This is a genomic window from Arthrobacter sp. JUb115, from assembly GCF_004365035.1.
Classification (GTDB): Bacteria; Actinomycetota; Actinomycetes; order Actinomycetales; family Micrococcaceae; genus Glutamicibacter.
The window spans coordinates 186990-211323 of sequence record NZ_SOBS01000003.1 but is presented as its reverse complement, the minus strand read 5'-3'; the positions used below and the strand labels follow the sequence as shown (position 1 = coordinate 211323).

General features: G+C 60.4%; 23 protein-coding genes. 10 read left to right on the top strand and 13 right to left on the bottom strand.

Going from position 1 to position 24334, the window contains the following annotated elements; all coding sequences use genetic code 11:
- Nucleotides 1-31: 31 nt before the first annotated feature.
- Both EDF61_RS06470 and EDF61_RS06465 read right to left on the bottom strand, forming a co-directional pair.
- The gene (locus EDF61_RS06470) at nt 32-175 is read right to left on the bottom strand and encodes a methionine/alanine import family NSS transporter small subunit (RefSeq protein ID WP_105656902.1); all 144 of its coding nucleotides are present in this window, start codon (nt 173-175) and stop codon (nt 32-34) included.
- A gap of 2 nt (nt 176-177) precedes the next feature.
- On the bottom strand, nt 178-1785 hold the full coding sequence (locus EDF61_RS06465) for a sodium-dependent transporter (protein WP_105656903.1): 1608 nt from the start codon (nt 1783-1785) through the stop codon (nt 178-180).
- Nucleotides 1786-1899: 114 nt separating this feature from the next.
- Here EDF61_RS06465 and EDF61_RS06460 point away from each other — a divergent pair, with 114 nt between their 5' ends.
- The 4 genes from EDF61_RS06460 to EDF61_RS18745 all read left to right on the top strand — a co-directional run bounded on the left by EDF61_RS06460 (nt 1900) and on the right by EDF61_RS18745 (nt 4622).
- Nucleotides 1900-3303: a PucR family transcriptional regulator gene (locus EDF61_RS06460; RefSeq protein ID WP_133833598.1), complete on the top strand. Its 1404-nt coding sequence runs from the start codon at nt 1900-1902 to the stop codon at nt 3301-3303.
- Nucleotides 3304-3321: 18 nt separating this feature from the next.
- Nucleotides 3322-3756 carry a hypothetical protein gene (locus EDF61_RS06455; protein WP_133833597.1) on the top strand — a complete coding sequence of 145 codons (435 nt, stop codon included), beginning with the start codon at nt 3322-3324 and terminating at the stop codon, nt 3754-3756.
- Nucleotides 3756-4268 (top strand): HIT family protein, encoded by a 513-nt coding sequence (locus EDF61_RS06450; RefSeq protein ID WP_133833596.1) that lies wholly within the window; start codon nt 3756-3758, stop codon nt 4266-4268. Before EDF61_RS06455 ends, EDF61_RS06450 begins: the two co-directional genes overlap by 1 nt.
- A 183-nt stretch (nt 4269-4451) precedes the next feature.
- Nucleotides 4452-4622: a hypothetical protein gene (locus EDF61_RS18745; protein WP_166650716.1), complete on the top strand. Its 171-nt coding sequence runs from the start codon at nt 4452-4454 to the stop codon at nt 4620-4622.
- Nucleotides 4623-4705: 83 nt separating this feature from the next.
- On the opposite strand, the gene EDF61_RS06445 is transcribed toward EDF61_RS18745, so the two are convergent.
- Nucleotides 4706-5803 (bottom strand): polyprenyl synthetase family protein, encoded by a 1098-nt coding sequence (locus EDF61_RS06445; RefSeq protein ID WP_133833595.1) that lies wholly within the window; start codon nt 5801-5803, stop codon nt 4706-4708.
- A 290-nt stretch (nt 5804-6093) separates the two neighbouring features.
- Here EDF61_RS06445 and EDF61_RS06440 point away from each other — a divergent pair, with 290 nt between their 5' ends.
- The 4 genes from EDF61_RS06440 to EDF61_RS06425 all read left to right on the top strand — a co-directional run bounded on the left by EDF61_RS06440 (nt 6094) and on the right by EDF61_RS06425 (nt 10072).
- Nucleotides 6094-7431, top strand: coding sequence for an isochorismate synthase (locus EDF61_RS06440; RefSeq protein ID WP_105656908.1), 1338 nt, complete (start codon nt 6094-6096; stop codon nt 7429-7431).
- 166 nt (nt 7432-7597) lie between these two features.
- Nucleotides 7598-8386 (top strand): ABC transporter substrate-binding protein, encoded by a 789-nt coding sequence (locus EDF61_RS06435; protein ID WP_133833594.1) that lies wholly within the window; start codon nt 7598-7600, stop codon nt 8384-8386.
- A gap of 98 nt (nt 8387-8484) precedes the next feature.
- Nucleotides 8485-9276 (top strand): amino acid ABC transporter permease, encoded by a 792-nt coding sequence (locus EDF61_RS06430; protein ID WP_105656910.1) that lies wholly within the window; start codon nt 8485-8487, stop codon nt 9274-9276.
- A gap of 13 nt (nt 9277-9289) precedes the next feature.
- A complete protein-coding gene (locus EDF61_RS06425) occupies nt 9290-10072 on the top strand; it encodes an amino acid ABC transporter ATP-binding protein (protein ID WP_133833593.1) in 783 nt (260 codons plus the stop codon).
- Nucleotides 10073-10142: 70 nt separating this feature from the next.
- On the opposite strand, the gene menD is transcribed toward EDF61_RS06425, so the two are convergent.
- The 3 genes from menD to EDF61_RS06410 all read right to left on the bottom strand — a co-directional run bounded on the left by menD (nt 10143) and on the right by EDF61_RS06410 (nt 15234).
- Entirely contained in the window at nt 10143-11834 is a 1692-nt protein-coding gene (gene menD / locus EDF61_RS06420; RefSeq protein WP_133833710.1) for a 2-succinyl-5-enolpyruvyl-6-hydroxy-3-cyclohexene-1-carboxylic-acid synthase, read from the bottom strand.
- A 155-nt stretch (nt 11835-11989) separates the two neighbouring features.
- Nucleotides 11990-14113, bottom strand: a complete 2124-nt coding sequence (locus EDF61_RS06415) for a PhoX family protein (RefSeq protein ID WP_105656913.1) — start codon at nt 14111-14113, stop codon at nt 11990-11992.
- A 125-nt stretch (nt 14114-14238) separates the two neighbouring features.
- On the bottom strand, nt 14239-15234 hold the full coding sequence (locus EDF61_RS06410; protein ID WP_105656914.1) for an o-succinylbenzoate synthase: 996 nt from the start codon (nt 15232-15234) through the stop codon (nt 14239-14241).
- Between the two features lie 80 nt (nt 15235-15314).
- On the opposite strand from EDF61_RS06410, the gene EDF61_RS06405 reads away from it, so the two are divergent.
- Complete coding sequence (locus EDF61_RS06405) at nt 15315-16178, top strand: phosphatase PAP2 family protein (protein ID WP_105656915.1); 864 nt, start codon at nt 15315-15317, stop codon at nt 16176-16178.
- A 25-nt stretch (nt 16179-16203) separates the two neighbouring features.
- Here EDF61_RS06405 and EDF61_RS06400 read toward each other — a convergent pair whose 3' ends face one another.
- From EDF61_RS06400 to pdhA, 4 genes are all read right to left on the bottom strand, one after another.
- The gene (locus tag EDF61_RS06400; protein ID WP_105656916.1) at nt 16204-17229 is read right to left on the bottom strand and encodes a PH domain-containing protein; all 1026 of its coding nucleotides are present in this window, start codon (nt 17227-17229) and stop codon (nt 16204-16206) included.
- Nucleotides 17230-17463: 234 nt separating this feature from the next.
- Nucleotides 17464-18855, bottom strand: a complete 1392-nt coding sequence (locus EDF61_RS06395) for a dihydrolipoamide acetyltransferase family protein (RefSeq protein ID WP_105656917.1) — start codon at nt 18853-18855, stop codon at nt 17464-17466.
- A complete protein-coding gene (locus EDF61_RS06390; protein ID WP_105656918.1) occupies nt 18856-19938 on the bottom strand; it encodes an alpha-ketoacid dehydrogenase subunit beta in 1083 nt (360 codons plus the stop codon). It abuts the gene before it with no gap.
- Nucleotide 19939: 1 nt separating this feature from the next.
- Complete coding sequence (pdhA, locus tag EDF61_RS06385) at nt 19940-21103, bottom strand: pyruvate dehydrogenase (acetyl-transferring) E1 component subunit alpha (RefSeq protein ID WP_105656919.1); 1164 nt, start codon at nt 21101-21103, stop codon at nt 19940-19942.
- 226 nt (nt 21104-21329) lie between these two features.
- On the opposite strand from pdhA, the gene EDF61_RS06380 reads away from it, so the two are divergent.
- Nucleotides 21330-21782 carry an Lrp/AsnC family transcriptional regulator gene (locus EDF61_RS06380; RefSeq protein WP_105656920.1) on the top strand — a complete coding sequence of 151 codons (453 nt, stop codon included), beginning with the start codon at nt 21330-21332 and terminating at the stop codon, nt 21780-21782.
- 76 nt (nt 21783-21858) lie between these two features.
- On the opposite strand, the gene EDF61_RS06375 is transcribed toward EDF61_RS06380, so the two are convergent.
- From EDF61_RS06375 to paaD, 3 genes are read right to left on the bottom strand one after another with little or no spacing between them, the layout of a single operon-like run.
- Nucleotides 21859-22644: an enoyl-CoA hydratase/isomerase family protein gene (locus EDF61_RS06375; RefSeq protein WP_105656921.1), complete on the bottom strand. Its 786-nt coding sequence runs from the start codon at nt 22642-22644 to the stop codon at nt 21859-21861.
- Between the two features lie 18 nt (nt 22645-22662).
- Complete coding sequence (gene paaE, locus EDF61_RS06370) at nt 22663-23823, bottom strand: 1,2-phenylacetyl-CoA epoxidase subunit PaaE (protein WP_105656922.1); 1161 nt, start codon at nt 23821-23823, stop codon at nt 22663-22665.
- Nucleotides 23820-24317, bottom strand: coding sequence for a 1,2-phenylacetyl-CoA epoxidase subunit PaaD (gene paaD / locus EDF61_RS06365; protein WP_105657077.1), 498 nt, complete (start codon nt 24315-24317; stop codon nt 23820-23822). Before paaD ends, paaE begins: the two co-directional genes overlap by 4 nt.
- Nucleotides 24318-24334: the final 17 nt, after the last annotated feature.

The following is a 24334-nucleotide window of genomic DNA, read 5'->3' as shown; positions in this document are numbered from 1 at the left end:
AGGCCTTCGATCCAGATGCTGCTTGCAGGTTCTAGTTGCCTGCCGAGCCAGCTGGCTCGATCACATCGTCGTCGTGCTTTTCAGGGTGGCGGTTCAGGCTGATCAACGAGATCGCCAGGCCGCCCCAGATGGTGAGCATGGAAATAATCATGAAGACAATCGCGATAGCGCTCATGGCTAGTATTCCTTTCCGGAAGCTTCAGGAACTTCTTCCGCCTCGACATTCGCACGATGCTGGTCGAATTCGGGATCATCGATCTTCGAGTTCTTGCTCCATGGAACCAGCGACAGCAGGACTGCGCCAACAATCAGCGCTCCAGCCATGCCCCAACCGAAGACACCGTTGAACCAAACCGGGTAACCGCTGTAGGACTCAGCCATCTTGCTCTGGATTTCATTGATCAGCATGTAGCCCAAAGCTGCTGGGCCGATGCCGCCAACCAGGACCTTCCAACCGGTACCCAGCTTGATGGAACTGTGGCGGTTCAGGTGCTTGGCCAGCTTAGGCAGCATGCCCAGGCCTGCACCGAAGACGATCACCATGACCAAAGCACAGGCCAGGATGCCGAATTGGTTCACGAAAGCGTCCATGGTGTCCAGCAGATACAGGCCCGTGGTGGTCGGGAACAGCACCAGCGAAACCAGGGCCACAGGAATTCCCACGACCAGGGTCGCCGGAACACGCTTCCAGCCCAGCTTGTCCTGGAAAGCTGCCACGATAACTTCAAGGATGGAAATCAGCGATGTCAGGCCAGCGAAGACCAGCGAACCGAAGAACAGCACACCGATTAGCGCGCCCAGGGGCGCCTCGGAAACGATGGTCGGGAAGGCAATGAAGGCCAGGCCGATGCCGGAGGTGGCAACTTCGTCCACAGAGCTGCCGGCGTTGTAGGCCATGAAGCCAAGCGCCGCGAACACGCCGATACCTGCAAGCAGTTCGAAGCTTGAGTTGGCAAAGGCAACAACGTAGCCCGAACCGGTCAGATCGCTCTTGCGCTTCATGTACGACGAGTACGTCACCATGATGCCGAAAGCCACGGACAGCGAGAAGAAGATGTGCCCGAAGGCCGCAGCCCACACCGCAGGGTTTGACAGTGCCGCGAAGTCAGGGGTGAAGAATGCGTTCAGGCCATCGATAGCTCCCGGCAGGAAGACCGACTGGACTACCAGAATCAGGAACATGACGATAAGCAGCGGCATGAAGACGGCGTTTGCCCGGGAAATACCCTTGTTCACACCGGCGACCATGATCACGATGGTCACCAGCCAAACGAAGAACATCGGGATGAAGATGTTGCCGACGAAGTCGAAGCCGACGTTGACGTTTTCCGAGACCTTGAGGAAGTCGTTCATGAAGAACCCGGCGGCGCCGTCGGCGTTCTTGTCCCAAGCCTTGGTGATGGAGAACCAGCAGTACATGGCCGCCCACGCAATGATGGCCGCGTAGTAGATGGCGATGATGAAGCAGATCAGTACCTGCCACCAGCCCAGGACCTCGGCCTTGCGGTTGGCCCGGCGGTACGCCAGCGGAGCAGAGCCGCGGTAGCGGTGGCCGATGGAGTAGTCGAGGAACAGCAACGGAATACCGGCGCAGAGAATTGCGACCAGGTATGGGATCAAGAATGCGCCGCCGCCGTTTTCGTAGGCGACGTAAGGGAAACGCCAGATGTTTCCCAGACCAACGGCCGAACCAATCGCTGAAAGGATGAACAACTTTCGGGAGCTGAAAGTCTCACGCTTCTCGGTTGCGAGTGGAGCGCCCTGTGATGAAGATGGAGTGCTCATGTGTCTAAGCTACTGCAAAACTTTCACATTGTGGTCATTTCTAGGGGTCGCGTGTCCACATTTTGAGCATATTGCTAAATCGGGAACTTTTCGCCATCCCTCTAGAATGGCTATATGGCAATTAGTTTACGCGGTCTTCTGGAACATGACGAGCTCGATCTTCGACCGCTGACTGAACACACCCACCGCGATGGCATGGTCATCACCTGGGGCGCGGTGACCGAGCTGCTTGACCCGTCGCAGTTCCTGACCGGGCGAGAAATTGTGTTGACCACCGGCGTGCGCCAGAAGACAAAAGCCGCACAGCGGCAGTTCGTCAAAGTCCTTGCGGCCAACGATGCCGTCGCTTTAGGTTTCGGTACAGGTCTGGAACACGCTTCAGTACCGCAAGCGACCGTTGAAGCCGCCCGCGAAGTAGGGCTTCCTGTCTTCGAGGTGCCCTATCAGATACCCTTTGCCGCAATTACCCGGCTGATCGCCGAAGCACTGAATTCCGACCATCTCAAGCGTGTTGAAAGTCTGTTGAAATCCCACCAGAAGCTGGCCCAGACGCTGCTTTCCTCGGATCTGGACAGCATGCTCGAGGAACTCGAGCGAATGCTCGGCACCCAGGTAGCGCTGACCCTGCACGGCGAAGTGATCAGCGGGGACTATGACCCTGCACGTTCCTGGAATGAGCGCCCAGTGGCCACGGGCCTGCGTGATAAGTGCACCCTGCATATTGCAGAACCCTATGTCCACCATCCAGTAGTCGATTACGCGCAGTCGCTGATCGGGCTGGAACTGGCCAATAAATCCCGCCTGCGCGCCTCGCAGCGCCATGCCAACGGCCAGGTGCTCGAGGACCTCGCCACTGGCGCCCTGGTTGGCGCCGATGCCGCTGGCCGCCTTGGGGCACTTGGCTTGAATACCCAGCGTGAGCACTCGGTCATCCTGGTGCAGGCTCCATCACAGGTCGAGCGTTTGCAAACTCTGCCACTGCCCGCAGATCTGTCCTCGCAGGTCTCAGCCATCATAGATGGCCGCTTGGCGATCATTGTCGCGCACAGCAAGCTGCAGCTGTCCATCAAGCACCTCGATGAGTATCTGCTCGCGGCCGGCCTTCCGGCTCGGGTGGGCTACGGCGGGCGCTACCCGAATACCACCGGCATCCGCTGGAGCTACTTCGAGGCCCTGGAGTCCCTGCGCCACGGAGAGCGGGTCAACGAACCCACCAAGCTTTCTCTCACCTCGCTCTTGCTCGCCGCCCACGATGTTCCGCTGCAGGATTTGGCCATCGAAGCCCTGGGCCCGTTGCAGGAATTCGACGCCTCCCACGATTCTGACCTATTGCTGACCTTGCGTGAATACCTCAACCGCGATGGCTCGGTGGGGGCAGTGGCCGAGTCCTTGGGCCTGCACCGCAATACGGTGCGCTACCGGATCCAGCAGATTTCCGATCTTTCTGGCTACGACCCTAATGTGACTAGCGACCGAGTCCAGCTCTGGATCGCGTTGAGTGCCCTTGAGCTGGGCTAATCTCGATAGGATAAAGACATGGCAGACATGTTTCTAGAGAAGTTCTGTTCCCTGGTTCCCAAGTACTTGGAAGACCAGTGGAACGAAGCCGATGGCTTGAGCGCCGAAGAATTGCGCGAAGGGCTGGCGCAGTCCAAGGTTTCAATTCCATTTGTCCTTGAAGAGTTCTATCGTGCTCTGGGCAACAATGAGGATTTCATGGAGGCCTACCACTACTTCTTCGACCCTGAAGAACTGGAAATCGAAGACGGCTACCTCCTGTTCCTGGAAGATGAGGAAGAGAAGTTCGTGTGGGGCTTCAAGGCATCCCAGCTCGATGTTCCGGATCCAATCGTCTACCGCCGCAGCAATGCCAAGGGAAAATGGACCAGCGAGGAAGGCACCTTCAGCGAATTCACCCTGGACATGTACACCTGGGTGTTTGAAGAGCTGGCCGCCGAATTGGAGGACTAGTGCTCCACCGTTCCCATGAACCAGCCAACTACCAGTGTCCCTTCTGCGAGCTGGTCAACGACCAGCCTTTCAGCCTGGACAACTTGTGCGCGCCCACGGATCTGATCTACCAGACAGATCTGGTGGCAGCAATCATGGCTTGTGATGGGTTCGGCAATTACGGCGGGCACGTGATGATCATTCCGACCGCGCATCTGGAAGCGCTCTACGATCTGGACGAGCAGACCGGCGCCGCGATCATGCGGGAGACCAAGCGCGTTGCCTTGGCGATGAAGCTCGCCTGGAATCCCGAAGGCACGAGCACTCGGCAGCATAATGAGCCTGCGGGCAATCAGCATGTTTGGCATTACCATCAGCACGTTTTCCCGCGCTACGCCGATGACGAGCTCTATCGGCAGCTGCGCCACCGGGTATCGATCCAGGATCGGGCCGGCAAAGCGCAGCAGCTGCGCCAAGCGCTCTTTTCCCCCGAGCATCCGCAGCCGCTGGTCCCGGAGAACATCGTCCGATAAGCACGAGGGCATGACGCTGGCGCGCGCGGGCCCCGGGAACGAGAATTCGTTGCCGGGGCCTGCTTGCCACTTATGGGAGACCTCAGGCATTTTCCGCTCAGCACTAGGGCCATGCTCCCGGTTTACAGGAATATCATCACTGAGGTGGTACTGCATCTGTCAGGACCTTCATAAGATGAAGACATGAATCCCCTGGTCCCGAATACCTACGAACTGATTATTTTCTACATCATCCCGGCCCTCGTGGCCATTGGCCTGGTCATTCTCGCCGTCAGATTCTTTACCGCCAGCAAGAATCGTCCTGGGAGTAAAGCGTCAACCGACGACGGGCAGAACTGCAACGACCAGCTCTAGCAGGGATCTGGCAGCAGCCGCGGGCAAAACAGAACCCCGGAAGACCTTTGCAGCCTTCCGGGGTTTTGCTTGTTCGAGCTTGCCTAGGCTTCGCGGGTAACAACCGCATCCGCGAAGGAAATCAGCGCCTGCTTCACGGTGCCCTCGGGCAGTGGAGCCAAGACGGCAATCGCGTCATCGGCCCACTGGCGTGCGGCCTTCCATGCATCATGGATTGCCTGGTGCGAGGTGACAGCTTCCACAGCGGCCGCCAGTGCTTCATCGGTGGCCAGATCCGCATCAACCAGCTCGATAGCCTGCTGCGCTTGCGCGTCGCCCTCTGCTGCTGCCTGGCGCAGCAGCAGAATTGGCAAGGTCGGCACGCCTTCACGCAAATCGGTGCCCGGAGTCTTGCCCGAGTCGGCTTCCGTGGATGCCAAGTCGATCACGTCATCGGCGACCTGGAAGGCAACGCCAACCTTTTCGCCATACTCGCGCAGTACCTCAATGTACTGCGGGGCGCCACCGAAACGGGCGCCGAAGGCTCCGGAGGTGGAGAGCAGCGACGCGGTCTTGTCGCTGATTACCTGGATGTGGTGCTCGATGGCATCGTCGCCCTCGCGCGGGCCGATGGATTCATGCAGCTGTCCGAGGCACAAGCGCTCGAAGGTGCGCGACTGCCACATGACTGCTTCTGGGCCCAGCTCGGATCCGAAGACCGATGCACGGGCGAAGATCAGGTCGCCGGCGAGAATCGCCACCGAGTTGCCCCACACCTCGTGAGCTGTTGGTGCACCGCGGCGCATTGGAGCAGAGTCCATGACGTCATCGTGGTACAGGGTTGCCAGGTGGGTGAGTTCCACTACGGCAGCGGCCTTGATGACATCGTCATTCACGCCGTCGCCCAGCAGGGAAGTCAGCAGCACCAGCAGGGGACGCACTCGCTTGCCTCCGGCCTCAACGAGGTGGCGGCTGGATGCGTCGATCAAGGGGTCGGAGTTGGCCAGCGCGTCGCGCAGCAGCTTCTCCACCTTTGCCATGCCGATGGAAATAGCCGGACCGAAGTCCGGGTCCTCGGCCAGCAAAGCGAAGCCCGAGGGAAGATTGATGGCCGCAGCTAATGCAGCGGTTTCAGGATTCAGCTCAATCGAGTCGGACACGTCGTGTCCGGCTGCGGTCCAGTTGCTCTTCGAATCAGTCACTGTTCTACGGCTTACTTATCTTTCATCGGGTTGGCCATCGCGGTATGCGAAGGCAATCTGCCTGCAAGATGCACGCAAACATCTCTTCACTCTAGCCGATGCTTTCCTCTGCACATTGCTGGCATGGCCAGACCGGGCATACCGGTCTGGTACCAGCGACCTAGGAGGTCGTTTTAGAGTTTACCGGGTTCCCCCGGCACTTCTCACCAGACCCGGCCGATCTCACAGGGGTGACCACGGACACCCGCAAGCCTTTTCCCCCGGCATTGCGCGGTAGGCTTAGCCTTATCATGTCTGCAGATTCGCCCGTTCTTAGCGCCAGTGCTCATCAGCCGTCGGCTCCTGTTCTCACCAGCATCACCTTTGAATACCTTGATGCCCCCGAAACACTGGTTGCCGACTCATTGCGTCACCGAAGCTTGGTCTGGACCCGCAACGGCCACGGTCTGGTTGGCTTTGGCACTGCGGCCCGCTTGCACACCCACGGCGAAGAGCGCTTTGCACGTGCCCGCGCCTGGCTTGCACAGGTCATCGAACAGGCACAGATCATTGACCCGATCGCCCGCCCCGGCAGCGGCCTGGTGTCCTTCGGTTCTTTTGCGTTCTCCTTCACCAGCGTCTTCGAATCGCGCATGGTGATCCCGCAGCTGGTGATCGGACGCGATGAGGAAAAGTCCTGGATTACCATCACCGGCAGCGCAGAGGAACTCGACGGGCTGACCTACCAGCAGGCTTTGGCACGCGCCGAAGCCGCGATGGCCGATGCGTCGTTGCCAGCGAGCGAACCGGGCAGCATCGAACTGACCAGCGGGCAGCTGACCGCCGGTTCCTACCTTGATGCCGTGGATCAGGCGCTGGGCCGTTTCGAGGAACGCGGAATTTCCAAGCTGGTGCTGGCCCGCGATGTGTTGGCACATAGTTCCACCCCGATCAATCTTGCCCGCGTGGTCGATGCGCTGACCGAGCACTATGGCAATTGCTGGACCTATTCAGTGGACGGCCTGGTAGGCGCTACCCCGGAGATGCTGGTGCGCGTTACCGACGGCTTGGCCGAGGCCCGCGTATTAGCTGGCACGCTGGACCGCGCGGCCACTGGCGCTGAGGACCCCGGTTTCGCGCACCGCAATCTCTTTGAAGATCCGAAGCAGCGCAACGAGCACCAGCTGGCCATAGATTCGCTCACGGCTTCCCTGAATCCCATTTCGCACGGCATGAGCGCGCCGGAAGAACCTTTTATTCTGCAGCTTCCCAATGTTTGGCATTTGGCCAGCGACGTACGCGCCCAGCTGCGCGCCGATGCCGCCGGCGTTCTGCCTACCGCACTGGATGTTGCCGAGATTTTCCATCCGACCGCTGCCGTGTGCGGCACGCCGACCAAGAAGGCTGGCGTGCTCTTGCGCGAGCTGGAAGGCATGGACCGCGGACCGTATGCCGGCCCCGTGGGCTGGGTTGACAGCCGTGGCGATGGCGAATTCGGCATCGCGCTGCGTGGCGGAATCCTGGAAGACGAAAAGCTGATGCGCTTGTACGCGGGTTGCGGCATTGTTCCGGGCTCGGTGCCCGAGGATGAACTAGCCGAATCATGGGCGAAGATGCGCCCCATGCGCCAAGCCCTCGGAGCCGAGTAGGCGCAGGCTGCACAGCGGATCAAGGCCGCTAGGATCGCACTGAGCATAAATAATACTTAGCCTCGACGCGACATGTGTGAGGTGAATCTCAGCCTAGTGTTGCCCCGGTTATGATTGTGGCTACGCACTGATCCACTCGCATAACCCGAAAGTAGGTTCTGATCCTATGCGTAGTCTCAAGAAGAAGTTCGCCTCCGCTGTTGCCGTCACGTCCGTTGCACTGCTGGCTCTCACCGCCTGCGGTTCCGGCTCCAGTTCCGAAGGTGAAGCCGAAGCTGGTTCCTTCCCGCTCAACGAAGGCAAACTCACCATTTGCTCAGACATTCCTTACGAACCATTCGAATTCGTCAAGGACGGCAAGAACGTCGGCTTCGATATGGATATCGCTGCCGAGATTGCCAAGGATGCAGAACTGGATCTGAACGTCATCGACGCCAGCTTCGACTCCATTGAATCCGGCCTGTTCAGCACCCAGTGCGATATCGCGATCTCCTCGGTATCGATCACCGAAGAGCGTTCGGCCAAGATGGACTTCTCCACCCCTTATATGGATGACGATCTGGTGCTGATTTCGGCTGACGGTTCTGAAATCAAGGATCTTGAATCCGCCAAGGACAAGAAGGTCGGCGTCCAGCAGGCCACCACCGGCGAGAAGTACGCCAAGGAACAGGGCTTGAGCAACATCGTTGGCTTCGAGGATGCCGGTTTGCAAACCCAGGCACTTCTGGCTGGCCAAGTGGATGCATTGCTGGGCAACCAGTCGGTATTGGGCTACGCGATCAAGGATAAGGACGGCTTCAGCGTCGTGGCCGACTTCAAGACCGGCGAGCAGCTGGGCATTGCAGTTCCGCAGGACCAGCCCAAGACCCTGGAACTGGTCAATGGCACCCTCAAGCGGCTGGCCGATGCAGGAACCATGGAAGAACTGACTGTGAAGTGGTTCGGCGAGAAGTAATTCTCGAGCATCAACTGATTCCAAGGCAAGCGGGGGCATGGACTGCACCCACAGGTTGGCAGTCCAGCTTCCGCTTCCTTTATGAGAGGTAATCAAGCATGGCAATGACTACACGTCAGCGCGCCCGCATGAGCAAGACCATTCAAATCGCCATCTTCATCATCGCGATCATCGCACTGGTCTTGGCCGTTGATTGGAACAAGGCCATTTATGCCTTCTTCTCCTTCGACAAATTGGGACCGATGTTCCCTGGCATGATCTTGGTCGGTCTGAAGAACACGATCTTCTACACGATCATCTCCTTCGCCTTCGGCCTCATCCTGGGTCTGCTTCTGGCCCTGATGAAAATGGCGTCCTTCGCGCCATATCGCTGGTTCGCCACTGCATTTATCGAATTCTTCCGCGGTATTCCAGCCATCCTGGTCCTATTGGCCTTCGGCTTCGGCTTGCCTCAGGCGTTCGGAACCCAGTGGCCGCAGCCGGTCAATGTCATGTGCGCCTTGGGCCTGGTCTCGGCCGCCTACATCGCTGAGACCCTGCGTGCAGGCCTGCAGGCGGTGCCCAAGGGGCAGACCGAAGCTGCCCGTTCGTTGGGCATGCCAGCGTGGCGTGCCATGGTCACCATCGTGATTCCGCAGGCGTTCAAGATCGTCTTGCCGCCCATGACCAACGAAATCATCTTGCTGACCAAGGACACCTCGTTGGCATTCATCCTCGGTGCGTCGATGGCCCAGTACGAAATGACCAAGTTTGGCCGTGACGGCATCTCGCAAATCGATGCCGGCATCACCCCGCTGGTCGTCGCCGGCCTGTTCTACTTGGTGATCACCATCCCGCTGAGCTTGGTGGCCCGCAAGTTTGAATCCCGCGCCGCCAAGACCAAGCGATAGATAGGACTTGAAAATGTCGACTGACACCAATGAACTTTCAGTCCATGCTTCGGGCGTGGAAATCACCGGACTGCGCAAGTCCTACGGTAGCAACGAAGTGCTCAAGGGCATTGACCTGAATGTTGCTCCGGGCGAGGTTGTCTGCCTGATCGGCCCATCCGGTTCAGGCAAGTCCACTCTGCTGCGTTGCGTGAATTTGCTGGAGCAGCCAAACGGAGGAACCATTATGGTCGGTGGCTTCAATGTCACCGATCCCGATGTGAACCTGGACAAGATGCGCCAGCAAGTAGGCATGGTCTTCCAGCAGTTCAACCTCTTCCCGCACCTGACCGTGCTGGAGAACTGCACGATATCCCCTATCAAGGTGCTCAAGCGCAAGAAGGCCGACGCCCAGAAGGTCGCGTTGCGCAATCTGGAACGTGTAGGCCTGGGCGACTTCGGCGATCGCTACCCCGACCAGCTTTCCGGCGGCCAGCAGCAGCGCGTGGCCATTGCCCGAGCGCTATCCATGGAACCAACGCTGATGCTCTTCGATGAGCCAACCAGTGCATTGGATCCGGAGACCGTGGGCGAGGTCCTGTCCATTATGAAGAATCTGGCCCAAGCGGGCATGACCATGCTGGTGGTCACCCACGAGATGGCTTTCGCCAAGGAAGTTGCTGACCGCGTGTTCTTCATGGACGGTGGCGTCGTGGTGGAAGAAGGCAAGGCCGTGGATGTCATTGGCAATCCGCAGCAGCCACGTACCCAGGACTTCCTGCGTCGCGTGCTCGATCCCACGCACGTGGATATCTGAGTTCAACTGCAAAAATTCCCCTGCGTTGCCCGTCTTTGCCGACGGGCAAGGCAGGGGAATTTCTTTTGCCCTAGGTCGTTGGCCAGGAAAGCTGCCCGATCTTCCGGTTCAACTCAAGATTCTCCGCGCGCAGGCTGCTCCGTGATGCCGGCACTTCAATCAGGCGCAGGTTCGCCGGCTGCCTTGCAGCCAAGATGGCGCTAAGCTCTTCCTTGCTTGCCGCCATGGCGTACTGCCAACCATAGGCTTCGGCGAGCGCAGGCAGGCTCAGCTGCTGCGGCGTGGCAAAGAGGCGTTCCACCGCATTGGCGTAGCGGCCCGAGGCATCCACGGCTCCGTGCTCCAGTGTGGAGAAGATTGCTCCTCCCCCGTCGTTGTAGACCACGATATCCACCATTGGCTGCTCCTCGCCGGGGGTCCAGGACAGCGAACTGGCGTCATGGGCGAAGGTGATATCTCCCATTACCGCCAGTGTGCGCCGCTTGCCGCCCTGGGCCAGGCCCAAGGCGGTGGCAATGGTTCCATCAATTCCGGCAAGGCCGCGGTTGGCATGCACGGTCATGGTTCGTCCGGGCGCGGGGCGGGCCGCCAAGTCGAAGTCGCGAACTATATTCGATGAGCCAAGCAGGAGAACTTCTGGTGCGTGTTCCCAAATGGCGTCGGCGACATCTACCCCGTTAATCGCCGATTCGCGGCTGAGGCCCTGGCGCACGGCCAAGGCCTGGGCATCGAGCTGCTGCCATGCTTCCAGCCACCCCTTTGCACCGGTGCCGGCGAACTCCTGCAATTCGCTCCAAGAGCTGACCGGGGTTTCGCGACGCCGGCCCGCTTCATACCAGGCCACCGGCTGAGGCTGCCAAATCACCGATTCGATCGCCGGGTTGGCCAGAAGCTGGCCCACCGGGCGGCTCAACGTCGGACGGCCAAAGAGCACCACGCGTTCAATGCGGTCCATGCCCGCCGTGATCAGGGGACGGTAGTGGCCAATGGCGTTGGCCGAGAACCGTGCGTTGGAAGATGGCTCGGCAAACAATGGCAGCCCCAAAGCCTGGGCGAAACGTTGCGCCTCTTCTCCGGCGCCATGCCCGGCAATGACAACACTCCGGCGTGGCTCCAGCTGCTGGACCGGCAAGCTCGCTCTGTCCAGCTGGTCGTGTGCCTTCCACTGCCCCGGCTCAACTGCCGTCCAGCTTTGGCTCTCGATCCTCTCGTCCTGTGCGGGGGTGAGCGGATCCCGGAACTGCAGATTCAATTGGACCGGACCTGCGGCAGTGTGCTGGTCACCGGCCAAGGCCAGTAATGCGCGTTGGACCTCGTGTTGCGGATTGGCCCCAGCGGGGACATTGGCGGCCAGGCGAACGTGCTCGCCAAAGAGGGTTTTCTGGCGCGTGCTCTGGCTGGCTCCGGTTCCGTGCAGTTCATCGGGACGGTCGGCAGAAAGGACCAGAAGTGGTGTCGCGGTGTGGTTGCCTTCCATTACTGCAGGCAGCATCTGCCCGATGGCCGAGCCGCTGGTGGCGGCGAGGGCTACCGGCCGCATGGTGCTTTGGGCGAGGCCCAGTGCCATGAAGGCCGCGGAGCGTTCGTCGATGCGCACATGGATATCCAGGATCCCCGCGGCTTCTGCCTCGGCTGCAGCATAGGCCAAGGGCGCGCTGCGCGAACCGGGAGAAATCACCAGATCCCTGATCCCGGCACTAATCAGGGCGGAGAGCACATGGCGAGCTGTAGTGATGGCGCGTTGCTCGCCAGGTTGCTGCATTCCCACGCCGCATGACTCCTTAGATTCCAAAGCTGAAGGCAATGATCCAAGTCTATGCCTTGACGTGCCGGTCAACCGACTTGGAACGGCAAAGGGCGCCGGCCGGATCCCGGAGAGGATCCTGCCGACGCCCTTGCACTGCAGGCTAGTCCGACTTATTTGTCGTGACCCTTGCCTTTGTCGTGTCCCTTGCCCTTGCCGTTTCCTTTGCCCGGCTTCGCATCTTGCTTGAAGACCTGGACGACCGATGGGCGCGGGCCGTAGAACTCGCCCTTGCCGGCTCCTCCTGCGTTCTTCACGAAGTCCGGGAACAGCGAGGTAGGGCTGGCGAAACTGCCGCCTTCACCCGGGTGCTGCACCGCGACGAAGACCGAGTTGTCCTTGTCATGGATCAGCGGGCCGCAGGTCTCTGCGCCGGTTGGCACGGCCAGGAACTGCTCGACACGGCCGCGATCCTTGCCGGTCAGGGTGACCTTGTGCAGTGCATCGGAGTAGCCGATGGTGCCAGGGGCGCCGTCGGTGGAGATCCACAGGTTGCCCTTGGAATCGAATGCCAGGTTATCCGGGCAGGAAATCGGCGAGACCTTGTCCGTTGGGTAGCCGGAGAAGTAGGTCGATCCGTTCACATTTGGATCGCCGGCAACCAACAAGATGTTCCAGGTGAACTTCGCGGCGGTGGCGTCGTTGCCGGCTTCGGTGATTTCCAAGACGTGGCCGTCGCGGTTGCGTACCCGTGGGCTGACCTCGGTTGCGCCTTCCTTGCCGTCCTTGCCGCGGTCGGTGTTGTTGGTCAGTGCCACATAGACCTTGCCGGATACCGGGCTTGGCTCAACATCTTCGGGACGGTCCAGCTTGGTGGCGCCGACCTTGTCAGCTGCTTGGCGGGTGTAGACCAGCACCTCGTCGATGCCCATGCCCTCCACCTTGGATTCGCCGTTCTTCACCAGTGGCAGCCAGGTTCCCATGCCGTCGAAAGCACCATCAGACGGAACTGCGCCGCTGCCGTCGATCTCGCTAGCTGGAGAGTTGCCGGCGAACTTGGCAACGTACAGGTCGCCTTCGGAGAGCAAGCCCATATTGTGCTTGCGATCGTGCTTGGAGAAAGTGTTTTTCGAGACGAACTTGTACAGGTACTCGAAGCGCGAGTCATCGCCGGAGTAGGCAACAGCCTTGCCGTTCTTGGCAATGCGAACGTTGGCGCCCTCGTGCTTGAAACGGCCCAGGCTGGTGTGCTTGACCGGGGTGGACGAAGGGTCCTGCGGATCGATTTCGACTACCCAGCCGAAACGGTTGGCTTCGTTTTCGTAGCCTTCGTTGTGCAGGCCGAAGCGCGGGTCGCTTTCTTCCCAGCCGCGGTCGGTCGCGGTGGTGCCAATGCCGTAGCGGGATTCCTCGGCGGTGCCCTTGCCGCGGAAATACTGGTCGAAGTTTTCTTCACCGGAGAGTACGGTGCCCCATGGGGTGGTGCCTCCGGCGCAGTTGTTCAAGGTGCCAAGAACCTTGGTACCGGTTGGATCTGCGCCGGTCTTGAGCAGGTCGCTGCCTGCGGCTGGACCATCGACCCGGAATTCAGTACTGGCGGTGATGCGGCGGTTGCGTTCGCCGCCCTGCACGTAGCTCCACTTCTTGTCATTCTTCTTGCGCTTGACCTCGACCACGGAGAAGCCATGCGCGTTCATCGCGATCTTGCGGGCTTCTTCCTGGTTCGCTTCGAACCAAGCCGAGTCGAACATCATGTCTTCATTGGTGTATTCGTGGTTGGCAACCAGCACGCCGGTGCGTCCCGAGTACTTGTCGACAATGATGTCCAGGTAGTCGCAGTTGTAGCCGAACTGCTCGGCCTGCTTGCGGGCGGACTGCTTGGAAGCATCGAATTCCGCGGTGTTCTTGAAGAGCGGGTCGCCCCAGCGGATGATGGCATTCCAGTCGTAGCCCTCTGGAACGGAAACAGTATCCACCGAACGCGACACCGGCTCAATGGCATCGAATGAAAGGTGCCCGCCCTTGCCCGGCTTCATTGGCACCAGTGGTGCCGCGGTAGCGTCGGCTGCACCGAAAAGCTGCGGGCCGATGACCAGCGCTGAAGCACCGACGGCACCCAGGCCCAGCATGCCGCGGCGGGAGAGCGATTTGTCAGCAATGTCCTTGAAGTACCCGTTGGACGAAGTGTTGCAATCCGGCTTGGTGCAGGCGTCGGCGCACTTGAAGTGGCAAGTAGCTGCAGAACGACCGCCGCGGGTGTGGCCCAGCATTGGCAAAAGGGTACGGGTTGGATTCATGATCCGCTCACTTCCTCAGTATGTGGCTCATTGTCAGGGGAATGACTCGAACTGAGGTTTTCACTTGGAAGTGTTCTAAATGCAACGCAAAGGTTAACGCCGGGGAAATAGATTCTTGCCTGAGGTTATCCCCTAGTCAGCTCGGCATAACAGGTCTCCAGGCGTTGCAGCCACCAGCGCACGCGCGCCTCTTGCGGACGCAAGCCATCCAATTTCTGGTGATCCGGCTCAATGCGACGCACCGGCAAGTACCCAGCGGTGGCCAGCAACGGCTCGGCACATACGTCTTCGGCGAACAAGGTGCCGGTCGCAAGGCCGCAGGCATAGGGCAGTTCTGGCAGCGCGCTGGCTAAGGCGGCGGCTTGGGCCAGCCCTACCGAAGTATCCAGGGCGCTGGAGACGACAACATCCAGTTCCGCTTGCTTGGCAATTTCCAGCACCGCACCGATGCCGCCCAGCGGTTGGGCCTTGATGACCATCAGATCTGCGGCGCCCAACCGCGAGACTTCCAAGGGGTCGGTGTGCTTCCGCACCGCTTCATCAGCGGCGATCTTCAAGGGGTTGCCGGCGTTGCGCAGTTGCTCGCGGACTTCTGCCAGCCCGGTAATGCCAGGCACTGGTTGCTCCGCGTATTGCAGGTCGTACTCGCTCAGGGCCTTCAAGGCGGGGATCGCCTGGGCAATATCCCATCCCATGTTCGCGTCCACGCGCAGCGCTGCTTGCGGGTAGAGCCGACGGGCCTCAGCTACACGCGCCAGGTCCTGCTCAATCCCCTGGCCTTTTTCTGCCACCTTGATCTTGATGGTGTGCGGCGCGTCATAGCGTTCGAGAACCGCTCCGACATCTTTGACCGCAACCGCAGGCAAGGTGGCGTTGACCGGAATGCTGGTGCGCAACGGTTCCGGGAACGGCTGGTAAGCGGCCTCGATTCCGGCGGCTAGCCACCGTGAGGCTTCGGCCGGTCCGTATTCGGTAAATGCAGAGAACTCGCCCCAACCTTCCGGCCCGTTGATCAGCAGCGCTTCACGCTGGGTGACACCACGGAATTTCACACGCATCGGCAAGCGGACAACATGGGAATTTGCCAGCAGATCTTCAAGGGGCGGAAGTTCAACACTCATGCTCTAAGCCTATCGAGGGTGGGCATAGTTACATGCCTGAACTGTGCCGTTCCCCGTGCCGGATATGACACCCTAGAGATATGCCTCGCAATCCCGCATCCGCGCGCCCGCACCATATCAGGTGGTGGTGGGCTCTGCTGTTGCTGATTTCGCTGTTCTGCCTCGAATACGTATTTTTCGTCCAGCAGCGTGTGGGGCAATGGGCCGATCAGGCTGGATTCATAGCGTGGTCGCAATGGTGGCCCCGGACGGACCTGATTAATCCGATCCGTGAATTCCTGAATCTCTTGCCGGCAATCTGCGGCATCATTGCGGCAGTTTTCCTGCTGTATCGCGTGATTCGCGACCGGCGCTTCCTGCGGGCCATCGTGGCGGTCATCGCGGCCGCAGCCGCAGCGGGCAGCACGCAATTGCTCAAGCACGAGATCTTGTCCCGCCCGGATTTCAACTTCGGCACCACAGGAAATTCTTTTCCCTCAGGACACACCACCGCCGCTGCCGCCGCAATGGGACTGATGTACCTGGTTTCACCACCGAAACTGCGTCCGGTAGTCCAGCCGATCGCGTGGTTGTTCGCGACGGTGACCGGGGTGGCCACTTTGATCTGCGGTTGGCACCGTCCAAGTGACATTGCAGCTGGTTTCGTGGTGGCCGGATTCTGGATGGTCTTGGCCTCGGTAGTGCTCCAGCGCATCCAGCCGCTGAGCCATGAACTGCCAAAGGGCACCTGGTCGAGGAAAGTTGGGGCCGGCAGCCTGGTTGTCTGGGCTGCGGTAATCGGGCTCTCGTTCCTCCTGCCGCACCCGCATATCCAGAAGATCCCGGAGTTCCTGCAATTGGTCTACGCGGCATTGGGGATCATCCATGTCGTGGCTGCTTCGCTGGTATCCGGCTTGGTGCTGCGCTCGGTGGTTATCGGGCCCATGCGCACCTTCAATAAGTAGGGCGCAGGCCCAGAAACGTTATTCGCTACTGTTTCCCGCAGGCCATACGGGCATTGAGCAGGTCTGCGGCTTGCTGCGATTCCGGGATGGTCACGGCGAAACGCTTCTTGTTCTTGAGTTCGAAAACGAGGCCTTCGTGTTCTTTCATCACGATGGCCGAACCGCCTGGAATGATTCGCCAGCCCCAGCCTCCCCACATCATGGGAACGATCTTTTCGCTGGTCGCAGATTCAATTTCGTCGATTTTGATGGTTCGCATCGGGAACCCCAAGACCGCTGATGATACCCGGAAGCGATCGCCGCTGATCGATACCCGAATCCAGATCAAACCCAGAATCGATACGCACGCCACGGCCGACAGGGTCATGGCAACGATGAAGCCCACCCAGTCGCCATCTTGGCTGTCACCGGTCAGCAGCGGCAACGCAACAGCAATGAAAAGCGCCGCGAACACCACCAGGCATAGCAGCCACATCCACCACGGTGCTGCCATCGTTTGATTGAATTCTTGCCGGGCCATGGCTGGTGTCCCCGCCGCAACAGGCCGCTGGATGCCCTGCGCTGCATCACTTCGTGCCTGGCGGGCCTCAACGGATTGCCTGGTGTATTGCTGGTAGATGCCGCTGACCCACAGTGGCGCAATGCCCAGCAGCGAGCAGGCAATCAGCACAACCATCATGCCGCCCAGCACTGCGGTTTCAGGTGTCTCGGCGAGCGCTGTAGGCACCGCCGAGCCGACGAATACGCCAGCTGCACTCCAGGAGAGCAACCCGCCGGCGAAGAGCAGCACCATGAGCAGTGCCGGTTTGCGGCGCAGCGCCAAGGAAATCACTCCGGTGATGGCACCAAGAATGCATAGCCCGATGCAGACGGGAACAAACACCGCGGTGCGGGTAAACTCGTCCGGATAGGTCGAACTCCAGTGAGTGGCGGTCATTTCCGGCAGTTTGCCGGCGAGCAGGGCGTAGGCGCCCAGCACAATGGCCGTCGGTAGCAGGAGCAGCAGGTAGATGAATGGCCGGTTCTTGATTCCGGTCCCCGCTGTTGACATCTCAATCCCCTGTTCCTGCTGCCTAGCCCGCGTCATTAGCGGCTAGGATGCAACCCAACATATTTCCATCATAGAAATAATAATTGGTTCAATTCTAGCAACCTATATTTGACATGCTGATAAATGATCGAACATAGATGAAATATCAGCAAAAAAGGTGATGCCCGTCAATCCTCGTGAGGTTCGACGGGCATCAAGATCACTCTTGAGAGCGAGCACTGCGCACAGTAGGCGCTAGAGCGAAGCCAGCGCAGTCTTTGGATCCGTCATCGCGTCAGCAACATAGCGCATGAAGCCGGCAGCGGTTCCGCCATCGCAGACCCGGTGGTCAAAGCTCAGTGTCATCTCGCAGATGGAACGGACCTTGATCTTGCCATTGACCACCCACGGCTTCTCGATGATGCGCCCCAGCCCCAGAATGGCCGCTTCCGGGTAGTTGATGATGGCCGCGGAGCCATCAACATTGAACACGCCGTAGTTATTGATGGTGAAGGTGCTGCCGGACAGGTCGGCGACACCGGCCTTGCCCTCGCGGGCCACCGTAGCCAGTCGAGCGAACTCGGCTGACAGTTCCTTGGCGTTCAGCTTGTGGGCGTTGCGCACATTTGGCACAACCAGGCCGCGATCGGTCTGGGCTGCGAACCCGAGGTTCACGCCCTCGAAGAGGGTATGGCGCAAGCCCCCGTCAGCTTCAGCCTCAATGCGGCTGTTCAGTTCAGGGAAGCGCCGCAAGCCGGCCACCGCGAAACGGGAGATCAGTGCCATGACGCTTGGAGCTTGGCCTTCGGCTTCCTTGATCTTCGATCGCAGCTTCAGCAGCTTGGTGACATCGACATCCACCCACACGGTAGCCTCGGGGATCTCGCGGCGCGAAGTGCTCATCGCGGTGGCGATGGTCTTGCGCACGCCCGAGAGCACCTGGGAAGATGCGACCGGCAGGCCGGTCTTCGAATCCGCCCCGCCAGCCTGGGCTGGTGCAGCGGGCACCGCGGCTGCGGAAGCCGGGGCCGGTGCTGCCGGCGCAGCGGCCGCCGCATCAGCCGACAAGGCAGCTTCCACGTCGGTGCGCAGAATCAGCCCTTCTGGACCAGAGCCTCGAACCGTTGTGATATCCAAGGCGTTATCCCGCGCCAGTTTGCGTACCAGCGGGTTGATCACGCGGGCCGCTTCGGCCGGTGCCTGTGCCGCTGGCGCGGCTACCCCGCCGCGCGGCTTGCGCCGACGGCTGGTCTTGCGCTGGGCAGAGGAAGTGCCGTAGCCAATGAGCACGTTGCCGCTACCCTCATCGGCTTCTGCTGATTCTTCGGCAGGTACCTGGGTGCCAGCACGCTCTTCCTCGCGGTAGGACTGCGCACGTTCGGCTTCAGGCACTTCAGCTTCTTCGCCGCCGGTGTTCACGGAGATGAAAGGCTCATCCACCAGCATCATCTGGCCGGCGTCCCCATGCAGGGTCGAGACTACGCCTTCAAACGGGCAAGGGATCTCCACCAGCGACTTCGCGGTTTCCACCTCCGCTATGGGCTGGTCAACTGCGACAACGTCACCGGCGGCAACCATCCAGCGCACCAGCTCGGCTTCGGTCAGGCCTTCGCCAAGGTCTGGCAAGAGAAAAGTCTTGATGCTCATTTACGCCTCCCACTGAAGCTGGTCAACCGCGTCGAGAATGCGTTCGGCGCTTGGAAGATGGAACTTTTCCAGCGTTGGGGCCGGGTATGGAATGTCGAATCCGGTCACGCGAAGCACTGGAGCGGCCAACGAGTGGAAGCAGCGTTCCTGCACCCGGGCCACGATTTCACTGGCTACCGAGGCGAAGCCTTGGGCTTCTGCAACCACGATAGCGCGTCCGGTCTTGCGCACCGATGCGCAGACGGTCTCGTCATCGAAGGGCACAATGCTCCGGATGTCGAGAACTTCCAGGCTGATGCCTTCCTCGGCTGCCAACTTGGCAGCTTCCAATGCGGTGGAAACGCTTGGACCATAGGTAATCAGCGTGGCATCGCTGCCCGGACGGGCGATGCGCGCCTGGCCCTCGGTCCTAGCGCTCTTCTTGGCCTCGTACTGCTCGGCCAGCTGCGCCAAGTCCACCTGCTCCTTGGACCAGTACAGCTTCTTCGGCTCGAAGAAGACCACCGGATCATCCGAATCGATGGCTTCGCGCAGCATCAGGTAGGCATCCTCTACGCACGAGGGCGTGAAGACCTTCAGCCCTGGTGTGTGGGCGTAGTAGGCTTCCGAGGAATCGCAGTGGTGCTCCACGCCGCCCACGCCGCCGGCGTACGGAATGCGGATGACCATCGGCAGGTTCAGCTTGCCCTGGGTTCGGTTGCGCATCTTGGCGACATGCGAAGCGATCTGCTCGAACGCCGGGTAGGCGAATGCATCGAACTGCATCTCGATAACCGGGCGCATGCCGTTGATGGCCATGCCCACGGCCATGCCGACAATGCCGGATTCGGCCAGCGGGGTGTCAAAGCAGCGTTCGGAACCAAAGCGTGCGGTCAGCCCGTCGGTGATGCGGAAAACGCCGCCAAGGGTTCCCACATCCTCGCCGAAGATCACTACCGAGTTGTCGGCAACCAGCGAATCAGCCAGGGCGGTATTCAGCGCCTTGCCGAAGGTCACCGGCTGGTGCTCATTGGCGGCCTTGGCTGCGGCTCGTGCGGTGGCAGCGCTGACGTTCGGGTTCAAGCGCGAAGTAGTGGCAGTCATCCTAGGCCTCCTCACGGTCTAGTTCGTCGACGAGCATGGCTTGCTGTTCAGCCAGCTGCGGGGTCTTGGCCGAGTACACGTGCTCGAACAGCTCACGTGGATCGGTGTTGGCTTCCTGGTTCATGCCATCACGCAAGGTCTTGGCGACCGACTCGGCGTCGGCGGTGATCTTGGCGACGGTGCTATCGGTCAAGAGCCCGGCATCATCCAAATACGCCTTCATGCGGGTCACCGGATCCTTGGCGATCCATTCCTGGACTTCGGAGTCCTCGCGGTAGCGCTTGTCGTCATCTGCGTTGGTGTGCGCCTGCATGCGGTAGGTGTGGGCCTCGATCAGCAGCGGGCCATTGCCTTCGCGGGCCATGCGCACCGCACGGGTCATGATTGCCATCAAGGCCATCAGGTCGTTGCCATCCACGCGCTCGCCGGCCATGCCGTAGCCAACAGCCTTGTGGGCTAGGGACGGGGCGGCACTTTGCTGCGAGAGCGGAACCGAGATGGCGTACTTGTTGTTCTGCACGAAGAAGATCACCGGAAGGTTGAAGACCGCGGCGAAGTTCAGCGCTTCGTGGAAGTCGCCCTCGCTGGTGGCGCCATCGCCGCACATGGCCACCACTACGGTGTCTTCGCCGCGCAGCTTGGCAGCGTGGGCGACACCCACTGCGTGCAGCAGCTGGGTCGTGAGCGGGGTGGACATCGGTGCGCAGTTATACGCCTTCGGGTCATAGCCGCAGTGCCATTCGCCGCGGAAGCTGGTCATGACTTCCATCGGGGCTACGCCCTTGGTCAGCACCGCTACCGTGTCGCGGTAGGTTGGGAAAAGCCAGTCGTTCTCGCCCAGGCACAGGGCTGCTGCGATTTGGCAGGCTTCCTGCCCGTGGCTGGAGGGGTAGACAGCCATGCGGCCCTGGCGGACCAGTGCGGAGTTCTGGTCGTTGACGCGGCGGCCGGTGACCAGCGCCGCATAGGCTTCCAGCAGCCGCGCCGGGCTTGGCAGCGGGTACTCGTGGCCAGGTTCAGTGCCCTGCTGGTCCTCTGGGCGCAGGGTTCCGTCCGGGTTCAACAGGTTGATCATGTGGCGTGCTGGCAGCATGTAGTCTTCGGGGGTAATCCCGAATTTCTTGCTGACATCAGAGATGCGATCTGCATGCGCTTCAGTGCTCATGTTCTCCCACCTTTCGTGGTTCTGGCTCGGTCCATGAGCACAACTGCTTGTGACTCACTTCACCTAAACATCATTTGCAATCAATTATGGGTATGCGTGGCATTCTGTATCCAGTCCGGCGTGGAATCGTGGAAAGTTGCGATTGGTATCCTTATACTCGTAGACGAAAAGTTTCGATAGATTGTGTTTGGAACAGAGACGTCCGACACGTCAACAAGGAGTACCAATGGCCGCGGAAGCGGAGTTAAAACTCGATGATGTCGACCATGCGATCCTCGCTGAGCTAACCAGCGACGGGCGCCAGTCGGTCACCACCGTGGCACAAAAGGTGCATGTATCGCGTGCCCACGCCTATTCCCGTATCGCAAAGCTCCAAGATACCGGGGTGATCACTCGTTATACGGCGGTGATTGATCCGGTGAAGGCAGGGCTCAAGGCCAGCGCCTACGTGACTTTGAAACTCCGCCAGCATTCCTGGCGCGAACTGCGCGATCACTTGGCGTCCATTCCCGAGGTGCATCATGTGGGCTTGGTCGGAGGCAATTTCGATGTGATCCTGCTGGTGCGAGCCAAGGACAATCTGGATCTGCGCCGCGTGGTCTTCGAGCAATTGCAGTCTTTGCCAACGGTCCTGGATACGCAGACCCTGCTGATCTTCGAAGACACCGATACCCGATAGGCAGTGATTCACCGGAAGACACGAGAAGAGCACCTGGATACCATTTCCAGGTGCTCTTCTCGTGTCTGCTGGGAAACTACTTCTGGCCGGTGAACACCGGCTTGCGCTTCTCCTGGAAGGACTTGAAACCTTCGGCGTAGTCAGCGGTGTCGCACAGGGCTGCCTGCGCCCGGTTCTCGGTACGCATCGATTCCCACAGTCCCGCACGCTGGTCACGAATTTCCTTGACCAGCTGCTTGGAAGCGACGAATGCCTGAGTTGCACCCTGGGCTACCTTGGCAATGATTTCTTCGCTGCGCTCCACCAGTTCCCCGGGCGCGAACGCACGCGAGAACAATCCCGAACGCACCGCTTCAGCACCGGAGATCAGTTCGGCGGTGTAAATCAGATCCAGCGTGCGGTGTGCCCCGAGACGCTCGGTGAACAGCCAGTGCCCGCCCGAGTCCAAGGTGGCACCGAGGTTCGCGAACGGCGAGCCGATCTTGGCATTCTCTGCCACGTAGACTACGTCGGTAGCGATCGCCAGCCCCAATCCCACGCCCAGGCAGGCACCCTGCACCAGCGCGAAGGTTGGCGCAGGGAAGCTGGACATCTTTTCCAGCAGCGGCTGGACCTTGCCGTCAAGATAGCCGATCACGTCATCGTCCGCGGGATCTACCCCGGAGATGTCGCGACCTGCGCAGAATCCGCGTCCCTCGCCGGTCAGTACCAGCGCGCGCACGGTGCCCGCAGCCACTGCGGCGGCCGCTTTGTCATAGGCTTCCGAGAGCTGCGCCAAGGCAGCTTCATCCAGCGAGTTCATCTTCTGTGGAGCGTTGAGCACCACCCGCGCGATGGAATCTTCAATCGTCAGTTCGATCATGGATCCGTCCTGGCCTTTCTAGGCGTCGAAGTCGACGCTCAGCTTTTCGCTGGTTGGGTGCGACTGGCAGGTCAGTACGTAGCCGGCTTCGACTTCGTCGGGTTCCAGCGCGTAGTTCTCGGCCATGGTGACCGTACCGCAGGTGACCTTGGCACGGCAGGTGCCGCACACGCCGCCAGCGCAAGCGAACGGCACATCCGGACGCACGCGCAAGGCAGCGTTCAGCACGGTTTCGTTGGCCCGCACCGGCGACTTGACCTCGCCCTTCAGGCCGTCGAGGTTGAAGCTGATCTCGTAGCTTTCCTCATTCTCGTCCGCCACCACGGGACGGCCGATATGCCCTTGCGGCTTCGTCGGCTCGCCGGTGGTGAATAGCTCGAAACGGACCTTCTCGGCGGGAACGTCCAAGCTGGCCAGCTGGTCGCGGACCAACTGGACGAGCTCGAATGGGCCGCAAAGGAACCACTCGTCAACATTCGGTGCCTGGACCACGCTGGTCAGCAGCGTGGTGAGCTTCTCGGCGTCGATGCGGCCCGAAAGCAACGGCGAAATGCGCTGTTCGCGGCTGAGCACGTGGTGCAGTGCCAGCCGGGATGTGTAGCGGTCCTTCAGGTCGGCCAGTTCCTCCAGGAACATGACGTCCATGGCGGCCTTGTTCGCGTAGATCAGGTCGAAGCGGGTGTGCTCATTGGCTTCGAGGATCGTGCGGGCAATGGCCAGCACCGGGGTAATGCCCGAGCCGGCGGCGACGGCCACGAAACGGTCCTGCGCTTTGGTGTCGATGGTCGACGGGTTATTGATCTGGGTGAGCTTGTGCTTGGAGATGAAAGCGCCGGCAGGGCTCATCACATCGATCTGGTCCCCTGCGGCCAGGGACTCGTTGGCCCAGGTGGAGAACAGGCCGCCCAGGTCGCGCTTGATCGCCACCTTGATCTCGTCGCCCGTCGGGGCGGCGCAGATCGAGTACGAACGGCGCAGTTCGACCAGCTCGCCTTCGGCGTTGGGGATTTCCTTGCGCAACGCCACGTACTGGCCTGCGACGTAGTCGTATTCCTCGCTCAAGTCGCCAGGGATGGCGAAGCTGACTTCAATTGAGTCCTTGGTCAACCGGCGCACGTTCGAGACGGTGAGCCGATGGAAGGATGCCCGGCGTCGGGTGGGAGTGGTTTTTTCGGTCATGAGAGCACCTTGAAGTAGTCGAAGGGTTCCAAGCAGTCTTTGCAGGTGTAGAGCGCCTTGCAGGAAGTCGAGGCGAAGCGGGCCAACTCCCGGGTGTTCAGCGAGTGGCACCGCGGGCATTTCACGCTCATGCCCAGGGTGACGCGGCCTGCGTGGCCCTGGCCGGTCGGTGGGGCAATCCCGTACTCTTCGAGCTTGGCCTTGCCTTCCGCGGTCATCCAGTCCGTTGACCACGCCGGGCTCAGTACCAGCTTGACGTCAACCTTTTCATATCCGGCGTCTGCGAAAGCGGTGTACAGGTCGCCATTGATGGCATCCATCGCCGGGCAACCTGAATAGGTCGGGGTGATGACTACCTGCACGGTTCCGTCCTCGGCCATCTCCACCTCGCGCAGGATTCCCAGGTCCGCGATGGATAGCACCGGAATTTCCGGGTCGGTCACCTGGGAGGCGATAGCGAACAGGTCCTTGGCGCCAGCGATCGTCTTGCTCAAGACTGCTTCCCCCTTTT